The following is an 18443-nucleotide window of genomic DNA, read 5'->3' on the forward strand; positions in this document are numbered from 1 at the left end:
CTCCTTATGCAATGTTCTCAATGACGCGCATCAACTCGTTGCCACGCTCATCAATTACCTTGACCGCAATGCGGTGTCGCTCCCCAAGCACAAACGGCTCGCTCGTAGTCCCGGCCAAGTGCGACCACACCGATTCATCGAAACTCGCCTTTAGCGATTTTTGCAAATTGTCCCAGGAACTCGTCTTGGGGAAAAACACCTGGGTCGCGTAGAAGGAACCCGAAGGGTCATAGTCGGTGTCCAACATCCAGCAAGGCAGGTTCCCTCCATCGACCGATTCTTGCGCCATATCGGCCGGGTTGAAGATGTCCAAGCCCTTCACATCCACCTGATAGAGTGTCTCGCCCGCGCTGTTTTTCTGTGTGAGCTTGGTCAGCTTTACGTCCGGCAGACCAGTCACCGAGAAGATTTCTGAGGCACGCGTGGTCTTCAGCAGGTCACTCATTGCCACATCCGGCGTCACTGCGACATAGGTGCACTGAATGCGTAGCTTGGGGGCTCCATCCTTGTTACGCTCCTCAATGAGTTCGCGCGCCTTGGCCTGAATGGCGAAGGCAAAGAAATACAACTGGTCGTACCGCAGGAAATGCGCCTCGCGCGCGGCTCCGAACACCATATCGGCTGAGATAGCACCAGATTCGGGGCCGAAGACGATGGCAATGCGCTTCCCGTCCGCGTCGGCCGCTTCGGCGTGCAGGATGTCACCGTCACTGGTGCGACGAATCTGTTCCAGCACCAGTTCCCGGTTGCCCGGCAGGTGCAGGGTCTTGGACTGACGCAACACCTGGGTCATACGTTCGATATGGGTGGCAGCATCGCCGGAGACTGCCATCGGCCCGCCGACTGTCGGCCCGGCGCCTTTGCTCGAGGAGTCGGTGGCATTCTCCGATTCATCGACTACCTGTGCGGGAGCAATGGTAGCTTCGACGACGAAGGGCCCGGCGACGCGGACCACTTCCTTTCGTTCTTCCGGCCGGTCCACCAGCACCTCGACTGCCGCTTGCTCGTCGTTGGCAATGGATTTCAGCGTGATGCGCGGCACCAGGCCGCCCATTTCTTCGCCTTTACGGTTCTGCTTGCGCTTGTAAACGAAGCCACCTGCCGGGCCGAGCTTCGGGTCCTTAAGGTCGTAGTAGGGGAAGGTGGCAGTCAACATGCGCTGGCGAGCCAAGGCCAAGGGCACTCGTGAGGTGTCACAGGTAATCCATCGGCGGCCCCACTGTTCTGCCACATAAGCAGTCGTGCCCGACCCGCAGGTCGGGTCAAACACGAGGTCTCCTGGGTCGGTACACATCAGCATGCACCTTTGGATGACCTTCGGGGAAGTTTGAACGACATAAAGCTTCTCGGGTGAGCCCGCCACGTCCGCCCAGACGTTCCCTAGCACATTGAGTGCGAAGTCATTGAAGAACCGACGATAGCGAAGAGTCGCCCCAGTTCCTTGAATACGCCCCGCTGCAATCAATCGCTGAAAGCCCTCTGCCGTTGTTGTCCATGTTCTATTGGCGGGGGGATAGTACGACTTTCCTTCGAAGTCGACTGCCCATTTTTCATGCTCCTTCGCGGGTCGGTTCGAGGATAGAGAAATTAGCTGGAAGTGTCGCCCTCCCTCCCCTTCGTAAGCAGAAACGGGAACTACCTTGCCGTCGTCCATAAGGATTTGGTCGTACCTGGCGCCTGTGCTATCTCCCTCTCCTAGCGCCATGGGCTGGTATAGCTGGCGAAACTTAACCCGCGTCACATCTTTGGCATACCATACCAAGTAGTCTGCAACAGGAGGCAAAAGATTGGAGGTCTGCGCCCCAGTTTTTTTGACCGTAATGACCGATACGAAGTTTTGCGTGCCGAACACCTCGTCCATTACCTCGCGAACGTGATGAAGGTTGTCGTCGGAGATTTGAACAAAAACACTGCCACTTTGTGCGAGCAATTCCTTGGCGAGCATTAGCCGGTCGCGAAGGTAAGTCAGGTACGAATGTAGGCCCAGCTCCCACGTGTCCCGATAGGCTTTTACCATCTCGGGTTCCCGAGTCATTTCTTCGTCAGCGCCGTGGGTTACGTTGCGTTTGCGGACGAATGGCTGGAAATTGGAGCCGAATTTCACGCCATAGGGCGGGTCGATATACACCATCTGCACCTGACCACCCAAGCCCTCAAATTCCAGCATGGAATTCATGACTTGGAGGCTATCGCCCAAAATCATGCGGTTCTGCCATGGCCCCTTGTGCTCGTAGGCATCCAGCCGGTCGGTCACGTCCAGTTGCGGGTCGCCAAACAGGTCAAGGTTGGTGCCCTTCGCCTTGCGGTTCTTGATGCCTTCTAGGATGGCCTTGGTCGAATGACGCTCGTGCACAAATAGCGGTGTGGTCGGCACGCTGAGTTGATGCCGTTCAGCTTTGCCAGCCCAGTTCAGGAAGGGTTTCGATAGGGTCTTCAGCAAGCCTGCCGCCGCTTTGAGAGACTGCACCTGAACTCCGCCCCCTTTCCAAACTTGCGGCGACGTAAAGACCGCCGCCTCGCCCTCCTCCGCGCAGCGGGCAACTAGGCCTATGAGCCACTCGCCGAGTTCGCGTTCGCGGTTCTCGTCCCATGACATAGACGGGTCAAGGCTGGAATCGTAGATATAGACCCGGTTCGGCTTCTTGATGCTGAACTGGTCCTGGACACCGACGTCAGGGCGTTGCACCGCTTCTTGTTTATGTTCATATTGGGCTGACGTGTCGCTCACAGGGGCTCCTTTATCCCATCGCTGGTCATCTGAATAACGTCAGATAATACCGCCTCGGCTTGGAGCGGTCATTCATTCGCCGAGGCGCCGCGCAGCGATACGGCTAGACAGGATTAAAAGCCGTTGCCTGTCCATCCAAAATCTGCGGAGAACCACGGGTTATGGTGCGCGTGAATGTCGGTGCCGTAAGGGCTGCCGCCGACATCGACGCCGCCGTAACCGTCATCGGTCATCGGCAGGCCGGTCGCGGGGTTAATCGGGGTTTGTGACATGGTCGCTCTCCTGTTGAGCAGTGGTTGAATGCCCCGCCGAAATCAACGGGGCGGAAAAATCAGTCGTCGCTTGGGAACATGAAAGTCACGACCGGCTCGGCGTTGTCACCTGGGCCAATGACCATCACGAGGGCTATCGGTGTGCGACACACACCATTTCCACCGCGCGGCACGCGATGATGCTGAAAAGGCATACGGTTGCCCGTGTGGTAGCGCGCCAGGGTGACGGCAGACCACAGCAGGTCGCTCAAGCGCCCGCGTTCGTCCTGCTGGATTTGTCTTGCGCTGTCTTCGGCTGACCACGCCACCACGTCCGCCCAAACCGCCGCTGTTAGTGCCACGGGAACCTTGAAGCCCGCGTCGATTGCCTCTGCCGTGACATCAATCAGTACGCCGTCCGCGATTGCCTGCGCGCGCGCGTATGCCGAAATGACTTCACCGAAGAGGTCTTGCAGACAGTCTCGTTTTTCCATAGTGCTTTCTCCAAAGCTGACCGGATTCCAAGATCTGAGCCCGCATTGAACCGATTCCCGGTCTTCGGCGTGCGGGGTGGCGTGTTGCTTCTGCCGCCGTTTTTCCTGAGTGTTTCGCCCTGAGCGCACTGCCCGCTAGTCAGCCAGATAGACAATGTCGCGAACGGAAGCCGCAGCCCGTAGGGACCGGGTGAGTACGCGCGCGAAGCGCTCGGCGTTGTCTATCTGGCTGAATGGCGGAAGGTCGCTGCCGGTTGGGCGGGACAGTCGGGAAGTGCGGCGGCAACGTCACTCCACACGACGAAGACGCTGTCGCGGCCGTAGACCGCGACCTATGCACGACGCATGTCGTGCGTGGCTTGCGAGCTGGAGGCGCGCAGGAGTCGGCCAAAGGACGGCGACGTAGAGGTGCCGCAGCGCGATACGCGCTGAGGGGCAAGGCGTCCAGCCGCCGCCCACGTCATTGCGCCAATGCCCGCATTGGTCCAATGACGTGCATCAGGGGGGCCGTCCGGCGTTGGAGACCCCAGTCTCCAGAGTGGTGCCCTCAGCACCCGGCAGCCGGATGGGGACGGAGTCCGCGCCCCGAGCTTCGCGCGGGTAAGGTAGTCAAGTCGTCGCGCAGCAGAGACCGAAGGCCCTAGGCCGGGAGCCTGCGTCGCGTTCAGCGATGCGGGTTGAGTACCTTACCCGCGCGCAGCGTGGGGCGCCTGCTTTTAGAGACATGAGCTACGTCCAGTAGCGAAAATGCCCGGCAAAACGTCCAGTTTTGTGAAAAGGGAATGGTGGCTCGCCGCGATAGCGGCTTCGTCTTCCGTGTTCACCCTCCGTCGACTAGGAGGGTGAACACGGGATGCTGTGTGTTTCGAGCTATACGAAATATCGACACTACATTTGGAGATACTTCGTGACAGCGCGGGACGGACGCATCATTGCCAGAGAGCGGGAGCAAAAGCTATTGCGCTCGCTCTCACGTTTCGGGTTCCTAATAACCCGAGATTGCGCGGCCCTACGCCCAGTCTGGGGTAGAGGCGCGACTGGCGAACCAAACCTAGAAGCACCGGTCGCCACCGCGTCCGATGTGAGGATGGCGCAACGCACGCTGCGAAGGCTTATCGAGGCGCACCAGGTGCTGCATGGTCAGGGGCCGGACGGCAGCGTGATTTATGCTTTGGCTGAAGCTGGAGCGCGGCGATTGCAGCAGGCAGGGATTGCGGCAACCACGGGTAAGGATTTGGTGCGAGCGTTTAGCTCAGCGCATTTCCGGCATCGCACGATTGCAAACGAGATTGCGATTCGCGGGCTACTCGACGGATACAAAATCGAGTCTGAGCGTGAGCTGTCCCAGGGCAAATCCGTTATTGGAGACGGTATTACTGCCCAAAAGCCTGACGTCCTGCTGCGGGGAGCGGATAAGCAAATTTTTTGGATTGAAGTCGAGCGCTCACGGAAGAACGCAAAGGACTATGCCAAGTTGCTGAAATGGCTTGATACCGTTGCCGCTGACGCAGCGGATGCCTCGGGCTCGAAACTGCTGGGCGCGGGTTTGAGATGGGGAAAAGTCATCTTTGTCTGTACCCGCGCGTTTCGCGCGAAGCTCACGCGCGACCTGATTGCTAAAGGATGGAAAAAGAGTGCGCTCGATGCGCTCATCCGGTTCGAGACGACGCTATACAGATTTGAGGACATCGTGTTTGCCTGACGGCCTGGGCGTTCATGCCCCGGCCAGCGGAAAGACAGGTATCGACGGGGGGAGACACCTCCCCAGCCTGCGGCATTGACCCGCCGCTTGTACTCGTGAACTCCTTCGCGGAAACCTTCTAATTCGATGGAATCCGCCGCGCAGAATGCAACTCGGTCTCGGCGCGAAAAGATTGGATTGGGTAACGCTCCCCCAGAGGCATCTGGCGGGGGCGGTGCTTTTTGTGCGAGCGGATTTCGACGCGAACCCGGTCAGTCTGGTCATCGCGGTCATGGGCGCGGCGTGTCGTCGCTCGATGCAGCGAAGGCTTACCCTGTCCGGGTCTGCGCCGTCACGCGCGTCCGCAATCAGCAGACAGACCACTCGCCCGCGAATTCCCGGCCAGCCTTCACGCAGCATGGCCCTTCATGCGGAAGCACTGCGGACAGGGCTGGGAGCCTGTCCCACGGTTTTGGGGATACGCTATAGTGCAAAAGCGACGAATTGATATAACTCACATAACTTGCTACGGGGTAGATATGGCAACAGTATCAACAAAAGAGCAGTTAGAGCGCGCCAAAGAAAATAAAGAACCTGAAATTATCATTGTTGGCGAATTAGCTGATAAATTCGTAAAATCAAAGAAAATTGCCACGTTAAGCGGAGTGGCTTTAGCGGGGATTGTCGCTGTAGTAGGTTTGGCTGCGATAGCAGCGCCCGAAACAGCTGGATTATCATTGGGCTTCGCTGCCGCGCCTGTTGCGGCAATGAGTGGAATGGAAATCGCGGCCATCATTGCGGCCGCAACGATAGGAATCGGGCTAATCATCGCAATCTGCAAAGATTACGAAGAGGTGGAGTGCGGGAACGGAAAACTTGTCCTCAAAAGAAAGTCAAAATAATATAGTTGCCCGGTAAGGCTCGGCGCGTCGAATTTCCTGTTCATCGGGAAATAACCGTCTGTCGTGGATGTATGACGGTTGGCTTACCCGGGCCTGGTGTGCGCCGTCACGCGCGTCCGCAATCGGCAGACAGCCCACTCGCCACCGATGGGGCGAGTGACCTGCCCGCAAATTTGCTGGCGCGGCAAGAGAAATGGGTAAGCCTCCACGGGCTGCGCCCGCGATTGCGATGCTCAGGATTCTGCAATGCGATAGCTTGCCGTCGCTCACCGTTCTTCCTGGTTGCCCATCGCCCGCGCAGAGCGGGCGAATGAAATCGCTGTCGTGAGCGATGACTTATATGCTCGCCCCCAGACAAAAGGCGGGCAGCCAGGAAGCAGTTCTGATGGCGTGCTGCTGTTCAGCATTTTCCTGGTCAGCCGGGTTTTACAACCCTTCACGTGGCTCTCGTTGCGCACACCACGTTTAGGTACGTACATACACATCTATACATAGATGTGTATGTACGTACCTAGATGTACGCCGGGTACGTGCTCGGCACGGGTACCTGCACGCCCCCTATGTACCTGATTTACGTCGTAGCGCCGGTGACAAACAGGACATCATCCACGTCACGAAGATTCCCGGCTTTCACGAGGCTAGTTATCTCGCGATACACCGATGATTCTGCGCCGCCACCTTTGATGACGTGAGCGACGACAGCCGATTTCTGTACTCCGCCCTTTTGCTCACGCAGGAACGATATGACCCTGCCCTTGATTGTGTCGGGCTTTGAGCCGCGACCGCGTTTTGAGCCACTATGAATTTTGGGGGCATCAGCCGGGACAACAATACAGCTCGTCGCCACGGCTCCCCACTTCGTCTTTCCGGCCTTGACCACCTCCAGCGTGAAGCCGATAAGCTCCCCTTTGGAACCGAGGTCGCGATTCTTCGTCACTTTCGCGCACCGCCCCGAAGCCTGCTCAGTTACCTCGATTTCTGTATCGACCGCAGCGCGCAAGCCAGTCCAGCCACGCGCACCCGCAGCGGCATTTCTGCCGGTGTGGTGAATGAGCATGAAATGCGCCTTACTGCACGCGCTGCGAATTTGGTCGATGCGCGCAATGACGCGCCCCATATCCTGGCCCATATTCTCGTTTGCTCCACTGCTCAGACGTGCGAGCGTATCGCCCACAATCATCCGTACCGGCTGCCCGTGTTCAGCCTCCAGCGCCTGGACTTCGGCGACGATGGCCTCCATATCGACATCATCGGCAAACAGGTTTATCGCTTTCTGTGCGATGAAAAAGTTAGGAACGCGAACACCATGATGCCTCTGATAAGCCTGAAGGCGGCAGCGCACGGATTCCGGCGACTCGGCAGCGAGGTAGAGCACCAGACCCTGTTCGGCGCGTCGCCCCATCCAGTCGGTACCACGGGCGATAGCGGCAGCAAGGTCGATGGCAAGGAACGTCTTGCCGCAGTGTGAATCCCCATACAACATGCTGCTTCCGCCGGTCGTGAGCAATCCCTGCACCAGTTCATCTGGGGAGGCATAGGTACTGGGCAAATCGGCCGCAGACACGACGTTGAGCGAGCGCCGTACAGCTTTCGTCACGGGTGCTAGTTCCGGCTTGGCGGTGCAGGCGGCCGGGTTCTTCACGTTGGTTTTCGCGCTCATGCTGCCACCCCACCCAGCAGAGCCTGAATATCGGCGACGCGCCAGGCCAGACGACCGTTAATGCGAACCGGGCGAATCGGGCCGTTTTCCAGACAGGCCCATTTGCGCAGGGTCTGCGGGCGGCGGTTTAGTGCGGCGGCGGCGACGTCAGTCGGAACGACAGCCTGAATGGCGTCACGGTTGAAGCTAAACGAAAAATGGTTGGTCGTGTTCATGTCAACGATTGCATCTTGCCGTGCGCAGCGGGGCTCGAATGTCTGTTGATAACGCGCCGAATTCGTTTCAACGTTCATCCGAGCATTCCGCTGTGTGCGGCTGTTTTCTTCGGCGTTGACGAACTATCAAGTGGGGGGATGGTGGGGTCGCAAGAGTGGTGCGGTGGGGTATTTGCACCCGACTACGCCCCCGGAGGTTCCGGGCATCTCATCGCGTGACCGTCGTGACCAGACTGACCGGCTTTGGCGGGGAAACGTTGCACGTGAGCTGTTATCGCCGCTGGGCGTGCAGATAGCAAAAAGCCACCGCAAACTGCGATGGCCTCGTTGCATCTGGATGAACGGCGCTTACAGCCGGACGTTGCAGGTTCGGATGCGTCCGGCTCCGGTGGTCATGCGGCCCTCATCGACCTTGCCCAGCGCATCGGGCAGCCGCTTCCAGAACCTCGGGGATGAGTCGGGAACCATACCGTTGCTCTTACACCATGTGGCGTATGCCCCGTAGACCACCGTCTTCGATGTATCGACGGACGCGCTCAGGCCGATACTCCGGTCATCAGTCCACGCCTGAACCGAATTCGTCTCGATGCGAGCCGACCGGATAGCGCGTTGAATTGCCTCCGGCTCGCACTCGTCGAAGCGACCTCGCGCGAGCAGTCGCATCAGCCCCTCTAGTGCCCAATTCAGAACGCCAGACAGTTCGTGGGCGATGATTCGGTTCGCGAGCATCGGGTCGCGCTCGCTGGCCGGTATTTCGACATCGAAAGGCACGATGTCAAAACGTCGCCAGAAGCCGTTGGATGTGTCCCTGATAGCTGGGACATGGTTCGCGAGCGCCAACCACTTCGCCGTGATTCGCATCGAGAGGGGGTCACGGTACTTGCGGTCTATCTGCACCGTCTCGCCTGCGATGAGCGATTTGATGATTGGCTCGTTGATGTTGCGTTGTGGGGCCTCGTCGCAGTAGATGAGCGATGCGCCCACCATATTCGACAGACGGAACCCTTCGAGCCGGTCGAGCTGGACGGCGGCGGTGCGGGCGTGCAGCGCCTGCACGAGATTCGCAAGCGTCCCCTTGCCGTTCGCGCCAGAGCCGACCCAAAGCTGGGCTCGCTGAAAGCGGGTATCGGGCAGCAGCGTGTAGCCGATGTATTCCTGAATGCGTGAGCGCAAGTCAGGGTCGGGTTGGATGCGCTCGAGGAACGCGGCGAACTCGCGCGGCGCCGGTGCGCCGGGTACGTAGTCGCAGTCCAGGACGTGGCGCAGCTTCAGCGTCTTGTCGTGCGGACGCAGGCTAACGCCACCGTCGATGTGCAGATAACCGTTTCGGACGGGAATAACAGCCCTATCCGTCGGGTCAGCAAGCTCGGGTAGCCAGAGCATTGCGGTTTTGTAGGCAGAGACGGCATTCGTGGCATTAGCAACGCCGTGCTCGCCGTCCACTATCCACTCCAGCGCGAGGCGCACGGCACCGTCGTAATCTACCGCCGTCCAGTGCGTGCCTCTCCAGTGATACAGGAGGCCACCCGAGGAAGCGTAGTTCCCAGTATCTGCCAGCATCTCTGCGAAGCCGATGGGCTTGAACGTGTTGGCGGCGCTCATGCGAACACCTCCACAGCGACGGCCAGAATGGCGATTTGATGGTTATCGGAGATAAAGCGGGGCGAATTGAGTTTGGTAATGTTCATGTCAACGACTGCGTTGGACCAGACGCGGCGGGTCTCGAACGAGCGTTATGAACGTGCCGAATTCGTTCCAACGTTCGTCCGAGAACCCCGCCTTGCATGCCCGTGTTCTCGGCGTTGGACGAACTATCGGGTGGGGGGTATGTGGGGGCGCAAGTCTCGGGTGGTAGGGTATTTACGCCCTACGGCCATTACCGACCGGCGAATTTGTTTCGGTTTGCCATAGCAATTCTGTTGGTTTTGCTCGCGGCTTTCCAGGCATCGTCAAACGGAGAATCACCCGCGCCGAACAAACCTGGATACTCAGCTTTGCACCGGTCACGGAGCTTCGTTTTGCCGCCGTCGGGGATTTGCTGGCGCGAATACCCCTCGTCGTCGGCCATCGCCTCGATAGCTCGAATCTGCTGTTCGCGCTTTGTCGTGCCGCCGTCGTTCGTGCGTTGATTGCTCGACGCCGAATCCGCAGGCTGCTGTGTTGGCTGGCCAGGAACCGGGGTGGTGGTCCGATTGACAGCTGGTTCGGCATCCCGCGCTTCGAGCGGCCAGACGTAGCCGTGCTGCTCGCACCAAGCTCGGATGTCGGAGTGCGAGAGCATCGGCTTGCGCGCGACTTTCTTCACCGCAATCTCGTCGCGGTCAATCGCATCTTCGAGCGCTTCATCCCACTTGGAGAATACGTCGTTGTACTGCGGGGGCCAGAGGTCGGCGTCCTTGGTGCCCGCAATGAGAATTTTTACGGCCCGGCTGCGTGTTAGCCATGCCTGACCGTCATAGGCAAGTATCCAGCTCGGGATACGCCGCCCATCGGGGAAAATTCGCCCTTCGGAACCCTCGTCACCGGGGCGCAAAACGGCAACGTCATTGCGGGCGAGGAACGGATAGATGTCGGATGAGTAGAAACCGAAGCGCTCGAATAGAGGTTGAGCTTTATCGTTGGGCGTGTCGTCGGCGTCGAACAGCGTCCCCTGCTTGGCGAAAATATCGAGCTGCTGCAAGAGATGCAGGCGGGCGCTCATGTTGAGCGGCAGAATGACGCCCGACTCGTCACGGCGACGGATGTCGTTGATGCCGGTCGGGTCGCTTTCGAGGCGCGACACCAGGTAGCGTGCGGCCTCGTTATCGAATTCTTTTTCAGCCTGCCCGATTTGCGGGAATAGTTCCCACAGGCTCACGAATCGACCGCCATCATCGGGACGGCTAACTGCTTCACTCACTCTGTACCCTCGCACAAAACTTCGCGGTGGCAAGCCTCGCTTGCCGGTCTGGGGCATTTCTGCTCCATCGGTCAATTGTGACCGCCGCCTATTCTAACGGCGAGGTTTCATTGGCGAACGCGCTTTGCGCCGATTGCTCCGGCTTGAGGTCGATGCCTGCTTGTTCAAGCATCCATGCCTCAATTTGGTTATGCCACTTGCGTAGCAGGTCTAGCGAGCGGCGGCGATAATGTTTTTCGACAATCGCGCTCGGCTTGTGTCCTTGGATTTGCGCCACGATACCCACAGGTACCTCGCACCACTCGGCCAGCGTGCCGAACGAACGGCGCAGCCCGTGCAACGACACGTGCGGCAAGCCAGCGACGTTGAGCGCCTGATTGTGCGCCGCGCGAGGCTCTACCAACCTACCTTCCGCTGCATTCAAACTTGAGAATACCCATTCGTTGCGGCGGGGCAACTTCTCCAGCAAGGAAGCAAGGTAAGGTGTCAGCGGAATAGTCCGCCCCGTCTCCTGCTCTACCTTGTCGGCGATGACTAACCTGCGCCACTGAAATTTCACATCAGTCCAACGCAGACCAGCCATTTCCTCCCGGCGTGCGCCTGTCAGCAATAGCGCTTGCAGGTAGGCCGATATAACCGGGTTGCCAATCTGGTTTACGGCGACAAACCAGGCTGGCAATTGTTCACGTTCCAGACAATCGCCCTCCTTCGCCTGCGTGCGCGGGACCGCATCCTTGACGCTTCGCGCCGCGTAGGCATCAGTCGGGATAGTGCCCCGGTATTCCTGTACCTCCCCTGCCCAGCGGATAAAGGCTCGCAGCAGGCGAAATGCGAGCGCTGCGGAAGTCGCGCGGGATTCAGATTCGACTGCCAGCCACTCAGTTATGCGTTCAGCGGTCAACGCGGACAGCTTCAGCGGCATCAAGACGGCAAGCGGTCCGGCTACGGTCCGTCCGCCACCTCGCTTTCTATCTACCCCGCCGAGCGCGGCAAGACGTACATGGTCGGCATAGCTGCGCTCACTCCAATTGGGCTTGCGAGCCTCTAGATACACCGCCCACGCCTCGCCCAAGGTCACATCCTGTCGGCGGGCTTCAGCCTTCCGAGCCTCGTGAGCGGCGCGCTGCTCGGCTGCTTCTTCTCGCGGGTCTTTTCCGGCGTCAACGAGGCGTTGCAGGCGACGCGCCTCATCTCGCGTATCGTCAATCCCCCAGTCTTTCGGCGAGCCAATCGTAACGCGGACCGTGCCGCCGTTTAGCTTGCCTTGGTAGATATAGGACAGCCCGCCCGCTGCCGTCGCGCGTAGGCCCAAGCCGGACGCGCCGCTATCCCAAATGAACGCTTGAGACTTGCCAGCGGGGCAGCTATGCCCGCTGATACGCCCTGCCGTGAAATTGACCTTTGCCATCGTCACCGTCGTCTGGTTGCCGGGTTACACGCCGACCGTGTAACCACCATGTAACCAAATTTTAGCAATTTCGGGCAACAACAATCAACTGATGCGTGTAACCAAAACCCGTCCAAGCCCTTCATTTACAAGGACAACAATGATTTTTATGAGTTTCCGTCAACACTCAGGAATATCCACTTGCTCGGACTCTTAATCCGTAGGTCGAGTGTTCGAGTCACTCACGCCCCACCAAGCATTACGAAGCCCGGTTTGCGAAAGCTAACCGGGCTTTTTGCTATTTCCGGCCTATGTCGAAACGGGGGCCGCCGGCCCCGTTACTCCGCTGAAAGCCTTGGATCCCGTGTCGACCGACACCGCGAGGATACAAACCAAAAACCCCGCCGCCGCGCTGTGAGACTCTACAATTCAGGGCCGAGAGTCCTGACTAAAAGGCCTCATCACCCAATCAACGTAGCCGCATGCCATTTTGGAGCACAAATGCGCTTGACAGCCTTGATTTGCAACCGCTATCGCGCCTTTAAGGAGCGTCAGCGCATCGAGCTTGCGCCGATAACTTTGATCATCGGTAAAAATGGCAGCGGAAAAAGTGTAATCTCCCGTCTCCCACTTTTGCTATCTAGTGCAATCAGCGAGCAAGCGGAAGGCCCTCTGGATCTAGCTGCCGGCGGAGTTGAGCACGCAGCAACGTTCCAAGATTTGGTGAATTCACGAGGAGCGCTGCCGTTTACGCTTGGGGCGGAGATCGCTGATGATCACAGGTCTTACACGTTTGAGACGACGCTAAGGTATGTCAACGAGACGAGATCACTTGCGATTGAAAGCTTCTTGTTGAAAGCCGGAGACGATGCCCTCTTTAACGCCGAGATCTCTGACGTCGAGGAATTAACAAACGATCACCCGTTGTTCAACACCCGGGTCAAAGGCTCCGAAGCACAACAGACGCGGCTAAGTTTTGCCGGCCTGTTCCCAGTCTTGATAGCCTCGAAGATCAGGCCCGTGTTGAACTTGCAGCTGTGCTCACTCTGTTTAGACAAGCTTTGCCAGCGCCTTCCTACCTTGGCCCCTTCCGCGCTGAGCCGAGCCCAACTATGCGCACGCCAAATCAAAATATTCGCGAGCTTGGCCCCAAAGGCGAGCGCGCACTGGAAATCCTCGCCGACGATAGATTGCGTCGTGGCGGCGAGCTATCGCGCAAGGTTAGCGAGTGGTTCGGCAGCGCAATGGGACAGCAGATCGAAGTCGACATCACCGGCGATCAACCGCAAGTTCGGGTCGCAGACGAAGCGACCGGATTGCAGGTCAGCCTCGCCGACACCGGTGCCGGTTTCTCTCAAAGCCTACCCGTCGTCGTACAACATTTCGCCTACCGCGCAGGACGCATCAAATCTCCAATCTTGATTGTTGAACAGCCGGAACTTCACCTTCATCCTGCCGCGCATGGCGCTCTCGCGGACCTCGTCGTCCAGTCTGCGACCAGCCAAGATTGGCAACCCGCCACGTGTCTCGTCGAGACTCATTCCGAACAATTCATCATGCGCGTGCGGAGGCGTATTGCAGAGGGTGTGGCACCTGAACGTGTAAAGCTTTGGTCGCTCAACCATCTAGACGCGCAAGGCGACGAAGCACCGCCCCAGCCCTTGCGAGTAATTTCCTTCGACGCGCGTGGAAATCCAGACGCATGGCCGATCGGCGTGTTTGAGGAGGCGCTTTCCGACTTGACGGCGATGCGCCGCAGCGCAAGGGGGCGCGGACTGTGAGAATCGTCGTCGAAGCATCCGTATACGCTGATCCAAAATGGTTCCCTATACTCGACGTCATCCTTCTTTTGGTGGAAGATCAGCGGCATGTTCTGGCAGCGGAATCTGCTGATGCCATACTAGCCAGTCCCTGGGTTCAACAACGCTCCCACGACGTTCGGGACCTTGTGAGGATGAGTTGCACCAATCGTTCATACGACGATCTGTGTGACCGAACGTCCGTTACTATCACCGAGGACTGTCGACGAGGTGGGGTCGTCAACTTCGGAGCTTTCAACACGAGGGTGCACCCGCTCGATGCGATAGTATTCTTGTCAACGCCATTCCAAGTCATCGTTGAGAATGAATGGTTCGACGGGTCGTTTCTGCTTTGGATGGCAAAGGCCCTCGGCTTTGAACGCCTGATTCAAGCTTATCGAAGGGGGCGTTTCATCTTTCGGCATGCCGGCGGGAAGGATTCGATCCCACGGTCCGCTGCCGTTTTTTCGAAAGGTGTTTGGCCAAGGAGAAACGGAGACTATGAACGGGCGTTTCGCCTATGGCTTTGTGTGCTGTTGGACAATGATGCTCGATATCCCGGTGAAACTCCCAATGCCACTATCATCGAGCAAACGATGGATCTTGTGGCTTTCGTCCATCAGTTGCGGCGACGCTCGATAGAAAGCTACATTCCGCCAGAACGCCTTCGCCGGATTGACGGTTCACCCGCGTTCCATAGGAAGGTCGATGCGTTGTTCCGGCTTACGGAAGAACAAAGACTCCACTATCACATGAAGAAGGGTTTCAAATTCGATCGAACATCGGTGCCTTATAAAATGGACTATCTAACATCCACCAGCGTTCACGAGTACGAGAAGCGCCTGTTTCAAACGATTGCAGAAGCAGACTGGAACGTTCTTATGGAAGGGTTCGGCCGAAATCTCTCCGGCGTGTATGTCGAAGAGCAGCACCGCCCCAATCTGAACGATCCGTCGCTGACAGATACGCACGATCGAACTGAGTTGTCGAACCTAATTAAGGCCATTTACGAAAGGATCTAGGCATGTCTAACCTCCCGGCTGCAAGTGCAAAGCCCGAGATTGTGCCGATCAGCGACCTTCTCGATAGCCTTATGTCTGGCGAGTTTCGAGTACCTCGCTTCCAGCGCCCATATGTATGGTCGCCTGACGACATGATTCAACTGTTCGACAGTGTAGTAAAGGGATATCCGATAGGCTCATTACTTATCTGGCAAACGGAGAGAGCAGACATATCAAGCTTGTCATCCATTGGCCCGATTGATCTCCCCGCAACAGGCCCGGCGCTAAGGTCGTACGTTGTCGATGGGCACCAGAGGCTGGCAACGCTTTTAGGCGTATTGAGGCTTCCTGAATCCCACCCCCGCGTCAAGATGGATGACTGGCGCTGGTGGATAGCGTACGATCTGAGGGCTGAACAATTCGTTCACCTGAAGGATTTTCATGAGCCAATACCTCTTCACCTTCTACCTCTACGAAGCGTTCTGCGGACAGTGGACTTTGCCCGTCGCACTCGTGACATCGCGAGTTCAGGAGAATTCGACGATAGCACGGCCAACGAACTGTTAGATCGTGCTGATATTGTGCAACGCGCAATCCGTGACTACCGCATCCCCATGATTGTGATGAAGTCCGGATCACTCGACGATGCAGTCACCATATTCTCTCGTGTAAACCAGCGAGGTCGTGACATGACGCCAGATCAAATGGTGTCTGCTCTCACCTTTAGGGACCGGGCCGAGGGAGATTTCGATCTCGCCGGGTCCATCGACTACCTTCTTGGCGAATTGCGGATCAGTGGGTTCGGCGACCTCCAGCGGCGGACAGTTCTTCAGGTCATTTTGGCACTCGCGGGACTCGACTTCACACGGCCATCGTACGAAAAGATCGTCAACCGGACTTCGTATGAGCTCATGCGCCCAGCAGTAGAGCATAGCGAAATTGCGCTATCGGCTAGCGTGAATTTCCTGTCAAAAAATATCGGCGTTAAAACCAGCCGCCTATTGCCGTACGCATCAATCGTGGTGATGTTGGCGATTTACTGCAGCGAACTGTCTACGGACCAGATAAACTCCCAAGTACCTCACACGGAATTGCTGAAAAAATGGTTTTGGGCAACCTCCTTTAACGGGTGGTTCGCCGGCGCAAACACCACGGACCTTCGTAAGGCTGGCGATCTAATGCGGAAGCTAGCGCATTCCGCCGAAGATTCTATTGCAGAATTCGAGAAATTCTTCTTTGGACGTCCTATTCGGCCATTTCCGGAGTCTTTTGACAGGCGATCGGCACGAGTACGCGCCTCGCTTCTAGTACAAATCATGTCCGGCAGTCCGCTAAATCCGCAGAACGGAGATTCTATCGATGGCTCAGCAGTTTTTGCCGACGTTGAGGCACGCGACATTCCGTACTTTTTCCCAAACCAACGTAGACCAAAGGTCTCCAATCCGGCAAATCGCGTGATACTGCCTGAAGGCTTTAGTCGCAATGCCCGCGGAGCATTCCTTCATCTTACGAACTCTCCACAGGATCAGACGATCCTAAAATCGCATTTCATATCGAACGAAGCGTTCGCTGAATTGAAAGCAGATAACTTTGATGGGTTCATCAGTCATCGCGAGAAGTCTATTCTCCTCGCGGAACGCGAATACCTGTCTCAGTTCGAGCTTGCTCTTGACGTGACTGGTGAACGCAATTCGGAAGAAGTGGACTCCGATGAGTAAAGGTGCGTCGCGAAGAACCACTATTTAGGCTTTGCCGATGCCAAGCAATTACACGGACATCGCTACGCGAGGATGCGGGGCCTGCGCAAGGTAGCCGAGGAGTGCCTGCTGGCTGCGGCTGCACAGAACATCAAAAAGATTGCGATGCTGCGGCGAAGAAGGAAAAGGCGGGGCCTCCGGTCCCGCAGGGGCGCTCTGGAACGCGCATTGGCACGTCTGTGCCGCAGCGGCTGGATTGCGCTCAACTTGACGCTTCCAGCCTACGCCTGAAAAAACAAAACCCCACGCTCGAAAAAACGTGGGGTTGGTCGGCAATCTGAGCCCGGTCTTCTGACCGGGCTTTTTGCTTTTCCGCGCGGCTTCCACCTACACTGCGCGACTTCAAACCGCCGCTGTCGCGTGCGCCTCCTTGCGCGCGCGCACCGTCATCCGCTCCACCTTCTTCGGTTGCGGCATCCAGCGCCCGAGCGTCTCGAAGCCGTCGAGCTGACGAAGCAGCGTATCCACTGTCACGAGTTGCACATGCGTCAGGTGATTCTGCTTGAGCAGCGCATGCAGCCGCCGACGCCAGTATTCGGGACCCATCACCGCTTCCTCGAAGTCACCCACGAGCGATTGCGGCATCACGCGCGCGATGTGTGCGATTTCCTGTTCAACGAATGTCATGACGAGCCCCCCCGGGCTGAATGTTCGACAGTCCTGCGAGTCCGACAAGCCCTACGTGTTTCTTATCGTATGACGTAACTGTAGGACGTCGGGGAGGCATCGCCAGCCTACTCGAACGGATAGGGGGAGAAAGGTGTTTCTGGGAGCGCATGGGCACGCGCGATGCTCGGCGCGCCGCGTTTTCGGACTGCTCCGATAGGTCTTTTCTGACGGAAATCCGATGATGGCCCGTCTATCGCACTTTCTATCCGAAGGCAGCAAACATGCACGGGCATCCCACCGACAAACTCGTCGCCGGCTCGATCGTCGGCGGCATTCTCACCGCGCTTCTGGTCGTCCTGACGGTCTGGCTCGATTTTCCTTCCGACCGCCATTACAGCGCCGCTATCCGGCTGGCTGTTCCGGCGTTCATCTCCGCGTGCCTGCTGTTTCCGCGCCCTCTTCTGCACCGCACCTTGCTGCGCGAGAAGCGCGACCCCAACCTGCTCGACGAAGATCTGAACCTGCTGCTGCTGGGCCGCGTGCTCGGTTTGATCGGCGGCATCATATTTGGCATTTCGCTCGCCTCCGAGATCCTCTAAGGACCGCGCAGGCGCGCGCGCCGATCAGAGGAACGGCTTGCCGTCGACCTGTTCGTAGACCTTGTTGCCCTCATCGTCCTCGAAGACTTCGAGGTAATTGCGCGCGCCACACATCGGGCAGCGGAACAACGGCCCCTGGCCTTCGTTCTTGATCACCACTTCGCTTTGTTCCCACGGGGTGCCGCACGACTGATTGCGGCAGACAAACGTTTCTTCGGACATTGCAGACTCTCCTTGCTGTTACGGGTGCAAAGCCTACCGTATGCGCGCCCCGCGCGGCGGTTTTTTCCTGCCGCATTCGCGTTGCATCGGCTCTGACTGTTCTTTTTTTGAGCACGTCCATCAACCGATGTGCCGTGGCGATACAGCGTCATCGCCCGTTTTCTCTCCAGCGCCCTCGCCTTTGCACCCAAAAGGCCGTCCCGTCGTGCTCGCGCCCTGATTGCGGCGCACTGGCACGC

Annotated in this window: 16 protein-coding genes and 1 pseudogene; 7 read left to right on the forward strand and 10 right to left on the reverse strand. The window is 57.9% G+C overall.

Annotation, left to right across the window (positions count from 1 at the left end; all coding sequences use genetic code 11):
* Positions 1-4: 4 nt before the first annotated feature.
* The 3 genes from F3J17_RS21610 to F3J17_RS21620 form a co-directional block, all read right to left on the reverse strand.
* Positions 5-2728: a site-specific DNA-methyltransferase gene (locus F3J17_RS21610; protein ID WP_167063456.1), complete on the reverse strand. Its 2724-nt coding sequence runs from the start codon at positions 2726-2728 to the stop codon at positions 5-7.
* 113 nt (positions 2729-2841) lie between these two features.
* Positions 2842-3000, reverse strand: a complete 159-nt coding sequence (locus F3J17_RS21615) for a peptidase (protein ID WP_167063460.1) — start codon at positions 2998-3000, stop codon at positions 2842-2844.
* 59 nt (positions 3001-3059) lie between these two features.
* A complete protein-coding gene (locus F3J17_RS21620; RefSeq protein WP_167063463.1) occupies positions 3060-3473 on the reverse strand; it encodes a DUF6573 family protein in 414 nt (137 codons plus the stop codon).
* Positions 3474-4560: 1087 nt separating this feature from the next.
* Here F3J17_RS21620 and F3J17_RS21625 point away from each other — a divergent pair.
* Positions 4561-5175, forward strand: coding sequence for a hypothetical protein (locus F3J17_RS21625; protein ID WP_240161106.1), 615 nt, complete (start codon positions 4561-4563; stop codon positions 5173-5175).
* A 518-nt stretch (positions 5176-5693) separates the two neighbouring features.
* Positions 5694-6056 carry a hypothetical protein gene (locus F3J17_RS21630; RefSeq protein ID WP_167063470.1) on the forward strand — a complete coding sequence of 121 codons (363 nt, stop codon included), beginning with the start codon at positions 5694-5696 and terminating at the stop codon, positions 6054-6056.
* Between the two features lie 571 nt (positions 6057-6627).
* Here F3J17_RS21630 and F3J17_RS21635 read toward each other — a convergent pair.
* From F3J17_RS21635 to F3J17_RS21655, 5 genes are all read right to left on the reverse strand, one after another.
* Positions 6628-7716: an AAA family ATPase gene (locus tag F3J17_RS21635; protein WP_167063473.1), complete on the reverse strand. Its 1089-nt coding sequence runs from the start codon at positions 7714-7716 to the stop codon at positions 6628-6630.
* The gene (locus F3J17_RS21640; RefSeq protein ID WP_167063874.1) at positions 7713-7931 is read right to left on the reverse strand and encodes a helix-turn-helix domain-containing protein; all 219 of its coding nucleotides are present in this window, start codon (positions 7929-7931) and stop codon (positions 7713-7715) included. Before F3J17_RS21640 ends, F3J17_RS21635 begins: the two co-directional genes overlap by 4 nt.
* Positions 7932-8279: 348 nt before the next feature.
* Positions 8280-9533, reverse strand: coding sequence for a phage/plasmid primase, P4 family (locus tag F3J17_RS21645; RefSeq protein WP_167063475.1), 1254 nt, complete (start codon positions 9531-9533; stop codon positions 8280-8282).
* Between the two features lie 274 nt (positions 9534-9807).
* Positions 9808-10788, reverse strand: a complete 981-nt coding sequence (locus F3J17_RS21650) for a hypothetical protein (RefSeq protein ID WP_205194902.1) — start codon at positions 10786-10788, stop codon at positions 9808-9810.
* 130 nt (positions 10789-10918) lie between these two features.
* Positions 10919-12238, reverse strand: a complete 1320-nt coding sequence (locus tag F3J17_RS21655; RefSeq protein ID WP_167063479.1) for an integrase family protein — start codon at positions 12236-12238, stop codon at positions 10919-10921.
* A 1091-nt stretch (positions 12239-13329) separates the two neighbouring features.
* On the opposite strand from F3J17_RS21655, the gene F3J17_RS21660 reads away from it, so the two are divergent.
* The 4 genes and pseudogenes from F3J17_RS21660 to F3J17_RS36305 form a co-directional block, all read left to right on the forward strand.
* A complete protein-coding gene (locus tag F3J17_RS21660) occupies positions 13330-13998 on the forward strand; it encodes an AAA family ATPase (protein WP_167063482.1) in 669 nt (222 codons plus the stop codon).
* 311 nt (positions 13999-14309) lie between these two features.
* Positions 14310-15038 (forward strand): hypothetical protein, encoded by a 729-nt coding sequence (locus F3J17_RS21665; protein WP_167063485.1) that lies wholly within the window; start codon positions 14310-14312, stop codon positions 15036-15038.
* A gap of 2 nt (positions 15039-15040) precedes the next feature.
* Positions 15041-16735 carry a DUF262 domain-containing protein gene (locus tag F3J17_RS21670; protein ID WP_167063487.1) on the forward strand — a complete coding sequence of 565 codons (1695 nt, stop codon included), beginning with the start codon at positions 15041-15043 and terminating at the stop codon, positions 16733-16735.
* Between the two features lie 30 nt (positions 16736-16765).
* Positions 16766-17005, forward strand: a pseudogene (locus F3J17_RS36305) (transposase); the annotation flags it as partial.
* 111 nt (positions 17006-17116) lie between these two features.
* Here the strand turns inward: F3J17_RS36305 and F3J17_RS21680 are convergent.
* Positions 17117-17401 (reverse strand): hypothetical protein, encoded by a 285-nt coding sequence (locus F3J17_RS21680; RefSeq protein WP_205194903.1) that lies wholly within the window; start codon positions 17399-17401, stop codon positions 17117-17119.
* A 263-nt stretch (positions 17402-17664) separates the two neighbouring features.
* Between F3J17_RS21680 and F3J17_RS21685 the strand changes: the two genes are divergently transcribed.
* A complete protein-coding gene (locus F3J17_RS21685; RefSeq protein ID WP_167063490.1) occupies positions 17665-17982 on the forward strand; it encodes a hypothetical protein in 318 nt (105 codons plus the stop codon).
* 24 nt (positions 17983-18006) lie between these two features.
* Here F3J17_RS21685 and F3J17_RS21690 read toward each other — a convergent pair whose 3' ends face one another.
* Positions 18007-18204 carry a hypothetical protein gene (locus F3J17_RS21690; protein ID WP_167063493.1) on the reverse strand — a complete coding sequence of 66 codons (198 nt, stop codon included), beginning with the start codon at positions 18202-18204 and terminating at the stop codon, positions 18007-18009.
* Between the last annotated feature and the right edge of the window lie 239 nt (positions 18205-18443).

This window comes from Burkholderia sp. Ax-1719 (genome assembly GCF_011753055.1).
GTDB lineage: Bacteria > Pseudomonadota > Gammaproteobacteria > Burkholderiales > Burkholderiaceae > Paraburkholderia.

Bases quoted from the DNA above. Each gene is read 5' to 3' on its own strand.
- F3J17_RS21690 (WP_167063493.1), bottom strand. From the start codon at position 18,204: ATGTCCGAAGAAACGTTTGTCTGCCGCAATCAGTCGTGCGGCACCCCG.
- F3J17_RS21615 (WP_167063460.1), bottom strand. From the start codon at position 3,000: ATGTCACAAACCCCGATTAACCCCGCGACCGGCCTGCCGATGACCGAT.
- F3J17_RS21625 (WP_240161106.1), top strand. From the start codon at position 4,561: ATGGCGCAACGCACGCTGCGAAGGCTTATCGAGGCGCACCAGGTGCTG.
- F3J17_RS21655 (WP_167063479.1), bottom strand. From the start codon at position 12,238: ATGGCAAAGGTCAATTTCACGGCAGGGCGTATCAGCGGGCATAGCTGC.
- F3J17_RS21670 (WP_167063487.1), top strand. From the start codon at position 15,041: ATGTCTAACCTCCCGGCTGCAAGTGCAAAGCCCGAGATTGTGCCGATC.
- F3J17_RS21645 (WP_167063475.1), bottom strand. From the start codon at position 9,533: ATGAGCGCCGCCAACACGTTCAAGCCCATCGGCTTCGCAGAGATGCTG.
- F3J17_RS21660 (WP_167063482.1), top strand. From the start codon at position 13,330: ATGCGCACGCCAAATCAAAATATTCGCGAGCTTGGCCCCAAAGGCGAG.
- F3J17_RS21630 (WP_167063470.1), top strand. From the start codon at position 5,694: ATGGCAACAGTATCAACAAAAGAGCAGTTAGAGCGCGCCAAAGAAAAT.
- F3J17_RS21635 (WP_167063473.1), bottom strand. From the start codon at position 7,716: ATGAGCGCGAAAACCAACGTGAAGAACCCGGCCGCCTGCACCGCCAAG.
- F3J17_RS21620 (WP_167063463.1), bottom strand. From the start codon at position 3,473: ATGGAAAAACGAGACTGTCTGCAAGACCTCTTCGGTGAAGTCATTTCG.
- F3J17_RS21640 (WP_167063874.1), bottom strand. From the start codon at position 7,931: ATGAACACGACCAACCATTTTTCGTTTAGCTTCAACCGTGACGCCATT.
- F3J17_RS21685 (WP_167063490.1), top strand. From the start codon at position 17,665: ATGCACGGGCATCCCACCGACAAACTCGTCGCCGGCTCGATCGTCGGC.
- F3J17_RS21680 (WP_205194903.1), bottom strand. From the start codon at position 17,401: ATGACATTCGTTGAACAGGAAATCGCACACATCGCGCGCGTGATGCCG.